Origin of the sequence: Hephaestia mangrovi, assembly GCF_019880555.1 — a bacterium.
GTDB classification, from domain to species: Bacteria; Pseudomonadota; Alphaproteobacteria; order Sphingomonadales; family Sphingomonadaceae; genus Sphingomonas; species Sphingomonas mangrovi.
Window position 1 is genome coordinate 289,966 of record NZ_JAINVU010000001.1, and the last position, 13,255, is coordinate 303,220.

Below are 13,255 nucleotides of genomic sequence, written 5' to 3' on the forward strand. Positions count from 1 at the left end.
TCAGCATGACGGCAATTCAGGGGCCGCAGACTAGCTGCGCCGGATGCAGGCGCGGGCGAGGCGGCGGTCCTCGAGCGAATAATAGAGCCATACGGCATCGTCACGGTCGATGACCGACGCAGCGAAGGCGATGTCGGTGGCGGTGCGGTCGGCGACCGGGGGTGGGGTGATGAGCGGCTCGATGCCGCGATCGACGACATGGCGGCAGTCGCGATCGAACGCGACCCAGCCGATCCGCCAGCGCGCGTCATGCGTCGCGCCGTTGTAGAACATCACGGGAAAGCCGGGATCGGTCATCAGCATCGGGCCGGTGGAGAGATGCCAATTATCCCACGATTCCTTGCGCGGCAGGAACGGGGTGGGCTGTTCCTCCCAAGGCCCGGCCGGGCCATCGCCGATCGCCAGGCCGACGCGCGAGGCCTCTCCGGTCGCATATTCGTACCACAGGCGCCAATGGCCGTCGGCAGTGCGGCCGATCGTCGCCTCCTTGGTGTTGCCGGTCGATTTGGTCGATGCGAGCGCGATACCCTGTTTGACGAGGCGATCGGGTGACGGGCCGGTCGCATAGAGCATGTTGCCATGGGCGTGATCGGCGGCGACGCCCGTATAATAGACGATGTAGCCGTCATCGGTGCGAACCACGGTGGGATCTTCGACACCGCCGCGATCGAGCGCATCGGGGCCGGGCGTCAGCGCGGGATTGTCGTCCATCTGAAAGACGATGCCGTTGTCGCTCCAGCCCGCCCAGATCATGCCTGTATCGGTGCGATCGCCGCCGGCGGGCGGCACCGCGCGGACCATGATGCCGAGACGGCCGTCGGGCTCGGTCCAGACATAGGGGCTCATCAGATTGCGCTCGGATAGCGCCGATGGGCCTTCGAGGATGACCGGTTCGAGCGCCTCGACATTGAAATCGATCCGGGTGGTGCGCCGCGTCATGCGCCGACGCCCAGCAGGAGCGACAGCCCGCCATCGACGGTGAACGAGGCGCCGGTGACGTAGCTGGCTTCATCCGAGGCGAGCCAGCGCGCCATGGCGGCGACTTCCTCCGGCCGGCCAGCGCGCCCGATCGGGATATTCGCTTCGAGCTTGTGGCGATAGGCGAGGTCTTCGACCGCGCGCTCGTTCATCGGCGTGAGGATCATGCCGGGGCGGATCGAATTGACCCGGATGTGGTTGCGCGCTTCCTCGATCGCCAGCGTTTCGACGAGGTTGGTAACGCCGGCCTTGGCCGCGCAATAATCGGCGCCGCCGGCGCGGACGACCGCGGCGTGGATCGAGGAAATGTGGATCAGGGCCGCCGGGCCGCTGGCCTTTTCCCTGCCACGGATGAAGCGGCGCGAGACGTTGAACGCGCCGGTCAGGTCCGTCGCGATCATGTGCTGCCATTGCGTGTCGGCCATGTCACGCACCTTGACGCCCGCCATGTTGATGCCGGCTGAATTGACTGCGACCGAGGCCGGGCCGAACGCCCGTTCGGCTTCGGAAAAGGCGCGATCGACCGAGGCCGGATCGGCGACGTCGCACTGGATCGCTCGCGCGGTGCCGCCGGCCTTTTCGACGGCCGCGACCGATAAGGACGCGGCGGCGGTGTCGTTGAAATAGAACACGGCGACGGCGTCGCCGATTGCGCCGAAGGCCGCCGCGCACGCCGCGCCGATTCCCGATTCGGCGCCGGTGACGACGACGCTGCGCTGGTTGGTCATTTTGTTCTCCGCTGGTTCGCAGGGTCAACGCCGGCGGCGCGGGCGCGGTTGCGTGAAAAATCCTTCATCAAAACGGGGAGAAGCGGGATGGATGTGGATGCGCTGATCGACGCGGTGATCGCGCGTGAGGGCGGCTATGGCACCGATCCGGCCGATCGTGGCGGCGCGACCTGCTGGGGCATCACCGAGACGGTGGCGCGGCAACAGGGCTATAGCGGGGCGATGCGCGACATGCCGCGCGACACGGCCCGGGCGATCTACAAGCGGCTTTACTGGGAGCGGCCGGGGCTCGACCGGGTAGCCGAGCGGGCGCCGAGGCTGGCCGCTGAATTGTTCGATACCGGCGTCAACATGGGGCCGGCGGTGGCGGCGGGCTTCGTGCAGCGCGCGCTGAACGCGCTCAATCGCGGGGCGAGCGATTATCCCGACGTCGCCGTGGATGGCGCGATCGGCGCACAGACGCTGGCGGCGCTCGACGGCTATCTGCGGCGGCGGGGCGCGGCGGGGGAGGCGGTGCTGATCCGCGCGGTCGATGCCCTGCAGGGCGCGCGCTACATCGATCTTGCCGAGGCGCGGCCGGCGGACGAGGCATTCGTTTATGGTTGGCTGGCCAACCGGGTCGGCGGCCATGACTGAGCCGGGCGACGACGGCTGGACGCGCCGGGCGCGGCCGACCTTCCTCTACGTGATGTATGCGATGATCCTGTGGGCGATCCCGATGGGGCTGATCGCGGCGATCGATGCGGCGCGCGCGGCGGCGATGACCGCAGCGATCGCGGCTTATCTGCGCGCGATCCCGGAGCCGCTCTACACGCTCTTCGGCACCGGGTATCTCGGCTACACCGTCGCGCGGCAATGGGGGAAGGCGAAGGGGCAGCCTTGATGCCCCGTCCGCCGCTCTAAGGCTGCGTCGCCAGCAGGTAGGTCTGGCGGAGCGTGTCGATCGGCTTGAGGCCATCGGCGGTTTCATGGTGCCAGAAGGTCCAGCCGTTGCAGGCGGGCGCATCCTGAAGCAGCGCGCCGAGCTTGTGGATCGAGCCGGATTTGCCGCATGGCGACGCGAGGCTGCCGTCGGCGCGGACGGTCGCCTTCCAGCGGCGCTTGGCATCGGTGAGCACGGCGCCGGGCGTGAGATAGCCGTTTTCGACCAGCACGCCGAACGCGACCTTGGGCTGCTGCTTCGGGCTCTGCATCGTCGCCAGCGAGGATTCATCGAGCGGCAGCGCGGCGGCGATGCGTTCCTTGGCCGCGTCGATATAATCGCCCTCGCGTTCGATGCCGATCCAGCGCCGGCCGAGGCGCTTGGCGACGGCGCCGGTGGTGCCGGTGCCGAAGAACGGATCGAGCACGATGTCACCCGGCTTGGTGCAAGCCAGGAGGATGCGATAGATCAGCGCCTCGGGCTTTTGGGTCGGGTGGACCTTGGTGCCGTTCTTCTTCAACCGCTCCTGCCCGCCGCAGATCGGGAATTCCCAGTCGGAGCGCATTTGCAGCTCATCGTTCAGGGTCTTCATCGAGCGATAGTTGAAGGTGTATTTCGCCTTCTCGCCCTTCGAGGCCCAGATCAGCGTCTCGTGCGCGTTGGTGAAGCGCGTGCCGCGAAAGTTGGGCATCGGATTGGCCTTGCGCCACACGATGTCGTTCAGGATCCAATAGCCGAGATCCTGCACCGCGGTGCCGACGCGGAAGATGTTGTGATAGCTGCCGATCACCCAGATCGTGCCATTGTCCTTCAGGATACGGTGCGCCTCGGCCAGCCAGGCACGGGTGAAGGCGTCGTACGCGGCGAAGGTATCGAACTTGTCCCATTCGTCGTCGACCGCGTCGACATGGCTGCCGTCGGGGCGGAACAGCTCGCCGGCGAGCTGGAGATTGTACGGCGGATCGGCGAAGATCATGTCGACCGACTTGGCCGGCAACGCTTTCATATGGGCGATGCAATCGCCGCGCAGGATGCTGTCGAGCGGCATCGCCGAAGGCGCCGCAGCCTGCGTTGCCTTAACCTTTTCGAGTACCGCCATTCTTGCCCCCTTGATTGGACGCGCGATCCTGCGGAGCGGCGCGCCCGGGTCAAGCAGAGTTTAGTTAACGCTCGCGGTTGCCAATTCGTTAACGCTGCGGAACATTTTTGGACCATAGGCAGATGTTGAGTCCGCCGCGCGGCGCGAGACTCAACCCCTAGTGGTGTGACTCGAAAGACTCACATCGACCGTAAGTGGCAATTCGGCCTGGGCGACAGGCGCGAAGCTGCGGCGGTGGAGCGGGCAGGGGCCATGCTCGCGCAGCGCGCGCAGGTGCCCGGGCGCCGAATAGCCCTTGTTGGTATGCCAGCCGTAGAGCGGATACGTCTCGGCATGGGCGATCATGATCGTGTCGCGGGTGTGCTTGGCGATGATCGAGGCGGCGGCGATGCACATCGCCTGCGCGTCACCGCCGACGATCGGCGTCGCGGGATAGCGCCAGCGGGGCAGGCGGTTACCGTCGACGAGAACATGGCCGGGCGCGCAGCCCAGCGCGTCGACCGCGAGCGTCATCGCCTTCATCGTCGCCCAGTAGATATTGAGCTGATCGATCTCCTCGGCCTCGACCACGCCGATGCCGACGATCGCGCAGGCCATCAGCCGGTCGTGGAGGCGATGACGCTCGGCGGCGGTCAGCTTCTTCGAATCATCGATGCCCCGCGGGCACCCGCGCTCGGGCAGGATCACCGCCGCAGCCACCACCGGTCCGGCAAGCGGCCCGCGCCCGGCTTCGTCGACGCCGGCAACGGGGGCGAGGTGAAGCTGTTCGTGTTTGCGGCTCGGCATCAACCTTCCAGCTCTTCGTACGGATTATGGCCGAGCGCATGCCCGATCGGCCCATGACCTTCGCCGAAACCGGGCGCGCTGATCAAGGCGATCCGGGTGAAACGGACGGCATCGGCGAACGCTTCGTCGATTGGCATCCCCCGCGCAAGCCCGGTGGTGAGCGCGCTGGCGAAGGTGCAGCCGGTGCCGTGGGTGTCGTCTGTATCGAGGCGCTTGCCGTCGAGTTCGCCCAACTGCTGGCCGGTCGGAGCCAACAGGCTGTCGACCACGCGCGGGCCGCTGCCGTGGCCGCCCTTGACGGCGAGGTGACAGCCGTGTGCCAGCACCGCGTCGACCCCGCCGAGCGCCTCGAGTTCGGGCGCGTTGGGCGTTACCACGCTCGCGACGTCCATCAATCGGGCGAAGGCCGCGATGGTCGCCGCATCGGCGAGCGTCGAGCCCGACGTGGCGATCATCACCGGATCGAACACGATCGGGATATGATCGTCACCGCTATGGCGGCTGGCTCCGATCTCCGGTGCCTGTTCGTGCGACTCCGGCTGGGCGACCGGTTCTCGACGGCGGGGAAATGACGGGGCGGCGAGATAATCGGCCACCGCGTTGGCCGTCTCCGCCGAGCCGAGCATGCCGATCTTCACCGCATCGACGCCGAGATCACTGACCACCGATTCAATCTGGGCGAGCACCATCTCGGCCGGCACGGGCATCACCTGTTGGACGCCGAGCGTGTTCTGCGCGGTGATCGCGGTGATTGCGGTCATCGCGTGGCCGCCGAGCATCGTCACCGTCTTGATGTCGGCCTGAATGCCGGCACCACCGCCCGAATCGGAGCCGGCGATGATCAGGACGCGGGGGATGCGGCCGGTTGTCACGCCGGCTGCCCAGGCATCGTGCCGGGCCGTAGATAAGCGAACATGTGCGCCACATAATCGGCCTTGCCGAGGTCGACACCCTGATTGCGCAGGATCGCATAGGCCGCCATCACGTGGAAATAGAATTGCGGGACCGTCCAGTCGCGAACATATTGCTCGGCTGTAAGATCGAAGATCATCCCCATCGGCAGATCGTGGGCGATCAGGCGCTGCTCGTCTTCATCGACAGGATCGGCCGCGAGCGACTGGACGAGCGCGATCGTCTCGTCGATGCGCGCCTTCGCAGCGGCGATCGTGCCGGGATGATCGCCGCCGTTGCGCCCTTCATCGAGCAGCGTCCCGATCGTCGGCGGGAGCGACTCGCCTTTGAGGCGGTACATACCCTCCTGCGCCTGCACGCAGGCAAAGCGGATCTGCGTAGAGAGCGGGAACATGGCGGAGGCGAGGCGAGCCGAGAGCAGTGCCTCGGCCTCGGCGGCCGGCTTTTGTGCGGCCGCTTTGTCGAGCCAACCTGACAGCGCCTTGAGCATTTGCACGTAGCTTGGCACGACGAAATCGAGCAACGTCATTATATTTCCTTCTTTACCTAGGGTTCTGACCCTAACCGGCCACGGCGGCGCAGATGCGGTTCACCACGGCCTCCACCTGCGCAGGATCGTCGCCTTCTGCCATCACGCGGATAACCGGCTCGGTGCCCGATTTGCGGATCAGGAGGCGGCCCTTGCCATCGAGTTCGGCTTCGGCCGCGGCGATCAGCGCCTTGACGCGATCATCTTCCAGCGGGGCGCCGGTATAGCGGACGCTCTTGAGGCGCTGGGGCAGGGGATCGAAGCGGTGGAGCACCTCGCTCGCCGGAGCGCCGGCCTGGACGAGCTCGGCGAGGATCTGCAGCGCGGCGATCAGGCCGTCGCCGGTGGTGGCATAATCCGACAGGATGATATGGCCCGATTGCTCGCCGCCGACATTGTAGCCGTCGCGCCGCATCGCCTCGAGCACATAGCGATCGCCGACCGCGGTGCGGATCAGGCCGAGGCCCTGGGCCTCGAGATGGCGTTCGAGGCCGAGGTTGGACATCACCGTCGCCACCAGCCCGTTACCGGCGAGCTTGCCGCGCTTCGCCCAGTTGGTCGCGATCGTCGCCATCAATTGATCGCCATCGACGATCTTGCCGGTTTCGTCGGCGACGATGAGGCGATCGGCATCGCCATCGAGCGCGATACCGAGATGGGCGCCCGAGGCGACGACGGTTTCGCACATCGTCTCGGGCGCGGTCGAGCCGACGCCCTTGTTGATGTTGAGGCCATTGGGCTCGACGCCGAGCGCGATCACGTCAGCGCCCAACTCCCACAGCGCCGAAGGCGCGACCTGATAAGCGGCGCCGTTGGCGCAATCGACGACGACCTTGAGGCCATCGAGCGTCAGGCTTTCCGGAAAGGTCGACTTGGCGGCATGGATATAGCGGCCCCGAGCGTCCTCGACGCGGCGGGCGCGGCCGATATTGGCGGGCTCGGCGAGCGGGATATCGCCTTCGATTAACGCCTCGATCCTGGCTTCATCCTCGTCGGACAGCTTGTAGCCGTCCGGCCCGAACAATTTGATGCCGTTGTCGGCGAAGGGATTGTGGCTGGCCGAGATCATCACGCCGAGATCGGCGCGCATCGAATGGACCAGCATCGCCACCGCGGGCGTCGGCATCGGGCCGACCAGCACGACGTCCATGCCGACCGCGGTGAAGCCCGCAACCATCGCATTTTCGAGCATATAGCCGGACAAGCGCGTGTCCTTGCCGATCACCACGCGATGCTTGTGATTGCCGCGGACGAAATGCGCGCCGGCTGCCATGCCGACCTTCATCGCCATCGCCGCCGTCATCGGCGCGTGGTTGGTGAGACCGCGAATACCGTCGGTACCGAAATATTTTCTTGCCATCGTGCGTCGTTTCCGCCCCGCTATAGCCTTCAGGGAATCTCAGCCTTGTAGCGGCGGGAAGAAAGGAGCGCGAGCATGTCTCAGCCGACACGAATTCTGTTGGCGTTGGTTGCCGGGCTGGCACTCGGGATCGCGGCCGCGAGTCTCGGCTGGGCCGACACGCTGGTGCCGATTTCCCGGCCGGTCGGTCATCTATGGCTCAACGCACTGGAGATGACGATCATCCCGCTGGTGATGGCGCTGGTGGTGACGGGTATAGCGGCGACCGCCGAGGCCGCCAACGCGGGGCGGATCGCGGCGCGCGCGATCGTCACCTTCATCATAATGTTATGGCTGTTTTCGGCGCTGGCGGCAGTGATGGTGCCGTTGTTGCTCAAGGTGTGGCCATTGGGCGCGGACGCGGCGGCAAGCCTGCGCGGTGCGCTGTCCAGCGCCAAGCCGGTCGGCACCGTGCCGGGCTTCGGCGACTTCCTGGTCGGCATCGTGCCGACCAACGCGCTGGCGGCAGCGGCGAGCGACGCGTTTCTGCCGTTCATCGTCTTCACCCTCGTGTTCGCCTTTGCGCTGACCCGCCTGCCGGCCGAGCAACGCGAGCGGCTGACGGGCCTGTTCGAGGCGCTGCGCGATGCGATGCTGGTGATGATCGGCTGGGTGCTGCTGATCGCGCCGCTCGGCGTTTTCGCGCTTGCCTTCACGGTGGGCGCGCAGGCGGGCGTGGCGGCATTCGGGGCGCTGATCCACTATATCCTGATGGTCTCGTCGGTCGGCGTGGTGATCGGCCTGCTCGGCTATCCGGTGGCGATGATCGGCGGCCGCGTATCGCTGGTCCGCTTTGCGCGTGCAGTGGCGCCGGCGCAGGCGGTGGCGCTGTCAACCGAATCGTCGCTCGCATCCTTGCCGGCGATGCTGCGCGGGGCTGAAGACCTCGACGTGCCGGTCGCGGTGTCGGGCGTGGTGCTGCCGATCGCCACCGCGATCTTCCGTGCGACGAGCCCGGCGATGAACCTCGCCGTTGCCATCTACATTGCCCATTGGTTCGGCGTGCCGCTGACGGCGACCACGCTGGCAACCGGCCTTGCGGTGGCGGCGATCACGACATTGGGCTCGGTCAGCCTGCCGGGACAGATCAGCTACGTCGCGTCGATCGCCCCGATTGCCGTCGCGATGGGCGTGCCGCTGGCCCCGCTGGGGCTGCTCGTCGCCGTCGAAACGCTGCCCGATATCGTCCGGACGGTCGGCAACGTGACGATGGACCTTGCGGTTACGACGATGATCGCCGCGCGGGGGCCGCGAAGCGATGGGTTCGACGAGGGAGACACGCTGCTGCGGGCAAGCTGATGAAACGGCGCCGGAAAGGTGCACCCCTTTGGATCACGGTTCGTCGACGGAACAAAACGCTTCGTCGCGCCGTTTGTTATCCATCGTAAGGGAGTGAAGCCCATGAAGGACGTTCATCTGCCGCGTTACGGCTATCGAATGCATTATCGCGAAGGCGAGGTGAACCATTGCCCTGGTTGCAGCCAGACGCAGTGGATCGTTGGGCGCCTGACCGCCGAATGCGCCTTTTGCGCGACCGCTATCCCAGTGCGCGCCGCCGGTATGACGGGCACGGGCCTGTTCCGCGTCGGGCAGCGGCCGGTGAGCCGGTTCCCGATTGCCGCGTAATAGGGCGGATCGTCACCCTGAACTCGGTTCAAGGCCGTGGTGCCCCATCGCCGTCATTCACGCCGGTTGGTGTTGTGCCATGGATGCTGAAACGAGTTCAGCGTGACGACGCTCAAGCGGCGAATGCGGGTGGATCGATCGCGTAGAGCATCGCCGCCGGCGCGCACGCCGCGGCTTCGAGGCCGAGCGCCTCGGGCACGATCTGCGCAACGTAGAATTGCGCGGTGGCGCGCTTCATCGCCAGAAAATCGGGATCGCCCTCGCTATCCGCCGCGATGCGCCCCTGCCGCTCCATCAACCAGCCACACACCGCCACCGACAGCATCGTGAGGAACGGATAGCTGCCGGCCAGCCGGTCATCGGATTCCGCCGCCAGCAGGTGTCGCGCAACACGCTCGCACGCATCGACCAGCTGGATGAGATGTGCATCCCGGGCTTCCGCGCGCATGTCGGCGACCAGCCGGGCAAACACGCCGCCATTGTCCATCGATAATTTCCGACCCACGAGATCGGCGGCCTGGATGCCGTTGGTGCCTTCGTAGATCGGCGTGATGCGCGCATCGCGGAAATACTGGGCGACGCCGGTTTCCTCGATATAGCCCATGCCGCCATGCACCTGCACGCCGAGGCTCGCGACCTCGTTGCCGAGATCGGTGCCATGCGCCTTGGCGAGCGGAGTGACGAGTTCGAGCCGCTCGCCAGCGGCATCGTCACCCAGCGCGGCGCGATCGACTTGCGATGCCGCGTAATAGACCAGCGCGCGCGCCGCCTGCGTCTGCGCCTTCATCCGCATCAGCATGCGGCGGACGTCGGGATGCTCGATGATCGCGGCCGGCTTGCCCGCGCGATAGCCCTGGATGCGCTCGCGGGCATAAGCGACCGCAGCCTGCGTCGCGGCTTCGGCCACCTGCACGCCCTGCAGGCCGACGTTGAGCCGGGCATTGTTCATCATCGTGAACATCGCGCGCATCCCGCCCAGCTCCGGGCCGATCAGCTCGCCGATGCACTCGCCATTGTCGCCGAACGACAGCACGCAGGTCGGCGAGCCGTGCAATCCCATCTTGTGCTCGATCGAGACGACGCGGATGTCGTTGAAAGCGGCCGGCCGACCATCGGCATCGAGCCGGTATTTGGGCACGAGGAACAGCGAGATGCCCTTGGTGCCGGCGGGCGCGTCCGGGGTGCGCGCGAGCACGAGGTGGACGATGTTCTCCGCCATGTCGTGATCGCCGAACGAGATGAAGATCTTGGTGCCGGTAATCGAATACGTGCCGTCGCCGCGCGGGGTCGCCTTGGTCTTGAGCGCGCCGACATCGGAGCCCGCCTGTGGCTCGGTGAGGTTCATCGTGCCGGTCCAGGCGCCGGTCGCGAGGTGCGGGAGGTAGGCCGATTGCTGCTCCGCGCTGCCGTGATGCGTCAGCGCCTCGATCGCGCCGACGGTGAGGGTGGGGGCGAGCGCGAGGCTCAAATTGGCGCCGCCCAGCGTGTCGAGCACGGCGGCCTGAATGACGAACGGCAGGCCTTGCCCGCCCCATGCCTCGGGCACGCCGATCGTGCCCCAGCCGCCCTCGACATAGGCCTTGTAGGCGCGAACGAAGCCTTCGGGCATGACCACGCCGCGCTCGGTCCATTTTGCGCCCACCGTATCGCCCTCGCGGTTGAGCGGCGCCCATTCGCCCATTGCCAGCTGGCCGATGCCGTCGAGCACCGCGTCGATCACATCGGGGCTGGCGGCGGCGAAGCGATCCGCGGCGGCGAGATCGCCGATGCCGGCGATATGATCGAGCACGAAGCGCTGATCGGCAGTGGCGGCGGCAAACGGCATGGCGTCCTCTCTTGTCGTTCCTCGCCGGGCGCTATAGCGCCGCACGCATGACGGCGCCAAACCGCCCATATGAAACGCGCACCTTCCCCTACGGCACCGCCGCGATCGCCGAGGCGGCACGGCTGATCGCGATGGGCGAACCGGTCGCGGTGTCGACCGAAACGGTCTACGGCCTCGCTGCCGACGCGACCGATTCGGCGGCCGTCGCGCGCATATACGCCGCCAAGGGGCGGCCTAGTTTCAACCCGCTGATCGTGCACGTGCCCGATCTGGCAGCCGCCGAGCGGATCGCGGTGTTCGATGAATCGTCGCGGGCACTGGCAAAGGCTTTCTGGCCGGGGCCGCTGACGCTGGTGCTGCCGTTGCGGCCCGACGCCGGGATTGCGGCGCTGGTGACGGCGGGGCTCGACACGATCGCGCTCCGGGTGCCGGCGCATCGCGCGATGCGGGCGCTGCTCGCCGCGACCGGCAAACCGCTGGCCGCGCCATCGGCCAACGCCTCGAACCGGATCAGCCCGACGCGCGCCGAGCATGTGCTGGCGAGCCTCGACGGACGGATCGCGCTGGTGGTCGACGACGGGCCGACCAAGGCCGGGGTGGAGTCGACGATCGTCAAGGATGGCGCGATCCTGCGCCCGGGGCCGATCACGGCGAGCGAGCTCCGCGCTGTTCTGCCGGACGGGAGCCGGGCCGATAGCGCATTGCCGGCCTCAGAAACGGCGCAAGTGACCGCGCCCGGCCAGCTCGCGAGCCATTATGCGCCGATCAAGACAGTCCGCCTGAACGCCCGGCAAGCCGAACCCGACGAATGGCTGATCGGCTTCGGAGCGATTGCCGGCGATGATACGCTGTCCTCGTCAGGCAACCTTGTCGAAGCGGCCGCGCGGCTGTTCGACGCGCTGCACCAGGCCGACTCATCGCCGAAAGCGCGCATTGCGGTGGCGCCGGTCCCCCGCAGCGGCGTCGGCGTGGCGATCAACGACCGTCTTGCCCGTGCGGCGCATCGCGGCTGACGATACCTTTACGACGCCGAAACAACCCCTAAACTCGCTATGCCTCGCGAGTCGCAGGCCCGACGGGGCGATGACAGGAAGGGGGTTGCCATGACCAACATCCAACGTGGATTTGCGGAATTGTTCGGAACGTTCTGGCTGGTGTTCGGCGGCTGCGGCGCGGCCGTGCTCGCGGCTGGCGTGCCGAGCGTGGGGATCGGCTATGCGGGCGTCGCGCTGGCGTTCGGCCTCACGGTGCTGACGATGGCCTATACGATCGGCCATATTTCGGGGTGTCACCTCAACCCGGCGGTGACGATCGGCTTGTGGGCCGGCGGCCGTTTCCCGGCCAAGGACATTCCGCTCTACGTCATCGCGCAGGTGATCGGTGCGATCGCGGCGGCCGCGGTGCTTTACCTGATCGCCAGCGGCAATGCCGATTATTCGCTCGCCACCAACGGGCTGGCGGCGGACGGCTTCGGCGCGCACTCGCCACAGGGCTATTCGATGCTGTCCGGGCTGGTGAGCGAGACGGTGCTGACGTTCTTCTTCCTGCTCGTCATCATGGGATCGACCGACAGCCGCACGCCGGCCGGTTTCGCGCCGATCGCGATCGGGCTGTCGCTGACGCTGATCCACCTGATCAGCATCCCCGTCACCAACACGTCGGTCAATCCGGCGCGCTCCACCGGGCCGGCGCTGATCCAGGGCGGCTGGGCGTTGCAGCAGCTCTGGCTGTTCTGGGTGGCGCCGATCGCCGGCGGCGTGATCGGCGGGCTGGTCTACAAGACGCTTGGCGCCGACGCGACCAGGCGGCCGGACATTACCGGCGATCCGCTCTGATCGGACGGCAGGGGGCGTGACGCGACCGCGCCGCGCCCCTTAACGCCGGCATCAGGCGCCGGCGGTTTCCTTGACGCGGTTGGCGAAGCTCTTGCGGAGCTTCTGCAGCTTGGGCGGGATCACCGCCAGGCAATAGGGATTCCGCTGCCCTTCGCCTTCCCAATATTCCTGATGGTAATCCTCGGCGGGCCACCATTGGTCGGCGAGTTCGATAGAGGTGACGATCGGCGCCGGCCAGTTCGCCTGGTTGCGCTCGATCGCTTCCAGCGCGGCGTGGTGCTGCATCTGGTCCTGCGGGAAGATCGCCGAGCGATATTGCGTGCCGACGTCGTTGCCCTGCCGGTTGAGCTGGGTGGGATCGTGCGTCGCGAAAAAAATGTCGAGCAGATCGGCATAGCGCACGGCCTCGGGATCGTAGGTGATGCGGATCGCCTCGGCATGGCCGGTCTCGCCCGAGCATACTTCCTTGTAGGTGGGGTGGTCCTTCGAGCCGCCGATATAGCCGCTTTCGACCTTGGTGACGCCGATCACGTCATTGAACACTGCCTCGGTGCACCAGAAGCAGCCGCCCGCCAGGACCGCGGTTTCGCTTGCCATAATGATACTCCTTCTGTTT

The 13,255-nt window shown here is 66.9% G+C and carries 15 protein-coding genes; 6 read left to right on the forward strand and 9 right to left on the reverse strand.

Annotated elements, in window-relative coordinates; genetic code table 11:
- Window positions 1-30: 30 nt before the first annotated feature.
- Together K7G81_RS01280 and K7G81_RS01285 are read right to left on the reverse strand one after the other, a co-directional pair.
- On the reverse strand, window positions 31-939 hold the full coding sequence (locus tag K7G81_RS01280; RefSeq protein ID WP_223028929.1) for a glycoside hydrolase family 130 protein: 909 nt from the start codon (window positions 937-939) through the stop codon (window positions 31-33).
- Complete coding sequence (locus K7G81_RS01285; RefSeq protein WP_223028930.1) at window positions 936-1,706, reverse strand: SDR family NAD(P)-dependent oxidoreductase; 771 nt, start codon at window positions 1,704-1,706, stop codon at window positions 936-938. Before K7G81_RS01285 ends, K7G81_RS01280 begins: the two co-directional genes overlap by 4 nt.
- A gap of 87 nt (window positions 1,707-1,793) precedes the next feature.
- Here K7G81_RS01285 and K7G81_RS01290 point away from each other — a divergent pair, with 87 nt between their 5' ends.
- Window positions 1,794-2,342 carry a glycoside hydrolase family 108 protein gene (locus K7G81_RS01290; RefSeq protein ID WP_223028931.1) on the forward strand — a complete coding sequence of 183 codons (549 nt, stop codon included), beginning with the start codon at window positions 1,794-1,796 and terminating at the stop codon, window positions 2,340-2,342.
- Complete coding sequence (locus K7G81_RS01295; protein WP_255586468.1) at window positions 2,335-2,589, forward strand: 3TM-type holin; 255 nt, start codon at window positions 2,335-2,337, stop codon at window positions 2,587-2,589. The genes K7G81_RS01290 and K7G81_RS01295 overlap by 8 nt, the downstream gene beginning before the upstream one ends.
- A gap of 16 nt (window positions 2,590-2,605) precedes the next feature.
- Here the strand turns inward: K7G81_RS01295 and K7G81_RS01300 are convergent, their stop codons facing one another.
- The 5 genes from K7G81_RS01300 to glmM form a co-directional block, all read right to left on the reverse strand.
- Window positions 2,606-3,727: a site-specific DNA-methyltransferase gene (locus tag K7G81_RS01300; protein ID WP_223028933.1), complete on the reverse strand. Its 1,122-nt coding sequence runs from the start codon at window positions 3,725-3,727 to the stop codon at window positions 2,606-2,608.
- A gap of 150 nt (window positions 3,728-3,877) precedes the next feature.
- Window positions 3,878-4,513, reverse strand: coding sequence for a ribonuclease HII (rnhB, locus tag K7G81_RS01305; protein ID WP_223028934.1), 636 nt, complete (start codon window positions 4,511-4,513; stop codon window positions 3,878-3,880).
- Window positions 4,513-5,385 carry a bifunctional hydroxymethylpyrimidine kinase/phosphomethylpyrimidine kinase gene (gene thiD / locus K7G81_RS01310; RefSeq protein WP_369412003.1) on the reverse strand — a complete coding sequence of 291 codons (873 nt, stop codon included), beginning with the start codon at window positions 5,383-5,385 and terminating at the stop codon, window positions 4,513-4,515. Before thiD ends, rnhB begins: the two co-directional genes overlap by 1 nt.
- Window positions 5,382-5,954, reverse strand: coding sequence for a DUF1993 domain-containing protein (locus K7G81_RS01315; protein ID WP_223028935.1), 573 nt, complete (start codon window positions 5,952-5,954; stop codon window positions 5,382-5,384). Before K7G81_RS01315 ends, thiD begins: the two co-directional genes overlap by 4 nt.
- Window positions 5,955-5,985: 31 nt before the next feature.
- Window positions 5,986-7,314, reverse strand: a complete 1,329-nt coding sequence (gene glmM, locus K7G81_RS01320; protein ID WP_223028936.1) for a phosphoglucosamine mutase — start codon at window positions 7,312-7,314, stop codon at window positions 5,986-5,988.
- A gap of 75 nt (window positions 7,315-7,389) precedes the next feature.
- Here glmM and K7G81_RS01325 point away from each other — a divergent pair, with 75 nt between their 5' ends.
- Both K7G81_RS01325 and K7G81_RS01330 read left to right on the forward strand, forming a co-directional pair.
- A complete protein-coding gene (locus K7G81_RS01325) occupies window positions 7,390-8,652 on the forward strand; it encodes a dicarboxylate/amino acid:cation symporter (RefSeq protein ID WP_223028937.1) in 1,263 nt (420 codons plus the stop codon).
- 102 nt (window positions 8,653-8,754) lie between these two features.
- Window positions 8,755-8,979 (forward strand): hypothetical protein, encoded by a 225-nt coding sequence (locus tag K7G81_RS01330; protein WP_223028938.1) that lies wholly within the window; start codon window positions 8,755-8,757, stop codon window positions 8,977-8,979.
- A 112-nt stretch (window positions 8,980-9,091) separates the two neighbouring features.
- Here K7G81_RS01330 and K7G81_RS01335 read toward each other — a convergent pair whose 3' ends face one another.
- Window positions 9,092-10,804 carry an acyl-CoA dehydrogenase family protein gene (locus tag K7G81_RS01335; RefSeq protein ID WP_223028939.1) on the reverse strand — a complete coding sequence of 571 codons (1,713 nt, stop codon included), beginning with the start codon at window positions 10,802-10,804 and terminating at the stop codon, window positions 9,092-9,094.
- A gap of 47 nt (window positions 10,805-10,851) precedes the next feature.
- On the opposite strand from K7G81_RS01335, the gene K7G81_RS01340 reads away from it, so the two are divergent.
- Together K7G81_RS01340 and aqpZ are read left to right on the forward strand one after the other, a co-directional pair.
- Window positions 10,852-11,817 (forward strand): L-threonylcarbamoyladenylate synthase, encoded by a 966-nt coding sequence (locus K7G81_RS01340; RefSeq protein WP_223028940.1) that lies wholly within the window; start codon window positions 10,852-10,854, stop codon window positions 11,815-11,817.
- A gap of 90 nt (window positions 11,818-11,907) precedes the next feature.
- Window positions 11,908-12,639 (forward strand): aquaporin Z, encoded by a 732-nt coding sequence (aqpZ, locus tag K7G81_RS01345; protein ID WP_223028941.1) that lies wholly within the window; start codon window positions 11,908-11,910, stop codon window positions 12,637-12,639.
- A gap of 51 nt (window positions 12,640-12,690) precedes the next feature.
- On the opposite strand, the gene msrA is transcribed toward aqpZ, so the two are convergent.
- The gene (gene msrA, locus K7G81_RS01350) at window positions 12,691-13,236 is read right to left on the reverse strand and encodes a peptide-methionine (S)-S-oxide reductase MsrA (RefSeq protein WP_223028942.1); all 546 of its coding nucleotides are present in this window, start codon (window positions 13,234-13,236) and stop codon (window positions 12,691-12,693) included.
- Window positions 13,237-13,255 lie beyond the last annotated feature (19 nt).

Excerpts from the sequence above, each read along its gene's own strand:
- K7G81_RS01325 (WP_223028937.1), top strand. The coding sequence starts at position 7,390 with ATGTCTCAGCCGACACGAATTCTGTTGGCGTTGGTTGCCGGGCTGGCA.
- K7G81_RS01300 (WP_223028933.1), bottom strand. The coding sequence starts at position 3,727 with ATGGCGGTACTCGAAAAGGTTAAGGCAACGCAGGCTGCGGCGCCTTCG.
- K7G81_RS01280 (WP_223028929.1), bottom strand. The coding sequence starts at position 939 with ATGACGCGGCGCACCACCCGGATCGATTTCAATGTCGAGGCGCTCGAA.
- K7G81_RS01295 (WP_255586468.1), top strand. The coding sequence starts at position 2,335 with ATGACTGAGCCGGGCGACGACGGCTGGACGCGCCGGGCGCGGCCGACC.
- msrA (WP_223028942.1), bottom strand. The coding sequence starts at position 13,236 with ATGGCAAGCGAAACCGCGGTCCTGGCGGGCGGCTGCTTCTGGTGCACC.
- K7G81_RS01285 (WP_223028930.1), bottom strand. The coding sequence starts at position 1,706 with ATGACCAACCAGCGCAGCGTCGTCGTCACCGGCGCCGAATCGGGAATC.
- aqpZ (WP_223028941.1), top strand. The coding sequence starts at position 11,908 with ATGACCAACATCCAACGTGGATTTGCGGAATTGTTCGGAACGTTCTGG.
- K7G81_RS01330 (WP_223028938.1), top strand. The coding sequence starts at position 8,755 with ATGAAGGACGTTCATCTGCCGCGTTACGGCTATCGAATGCATTATCGC.
- K7G81_RS01340 (WP_223028940.1), top strand. The coding sequence starts at position 10,852 with ATGACGGCGCCAAACCGCCCATATGAAACGCGCACCTTCCCCTACGGC.
- rnhB (WP_223028934.1), bottom strand. The coding sequence starts at position 4,513 with ATGCCGAGCCGCAAACACGAACAGCTTCACCTCGCCCCCGTTGCCGGC.
- K7G81_RS01290 (WP_223028931.1), top strand. The coding sequence starts at position 1,794 with ATGGATGTGGATGCGCTGATCGACGCGGTGATCGCGCGTGAGGGCGGC.
- K7G81_RS01315 (WP_223028935.1), bottom strand. The coding sequence starts at position 5,954 with ATGACGTTGCTCGATTTCGTCGTGCCAAGCTACGTGCAAATGCTCAAG.
- K7G81_RS01335 (WP_223028939.1), bottom strand. The coding sequence starts at position 10,804 with ATGCCGTTTGCCGCCGCCACTGCCGATCAGCGCTTCGTGCTCGATCAT.
- glmM (WP_223028936.1), bottom strand. The coding sequence starts at position 7,314 with ATGGCAAGAAAATATTTCGGTACCGACGGTATTCGCGGTCTCACCAAC.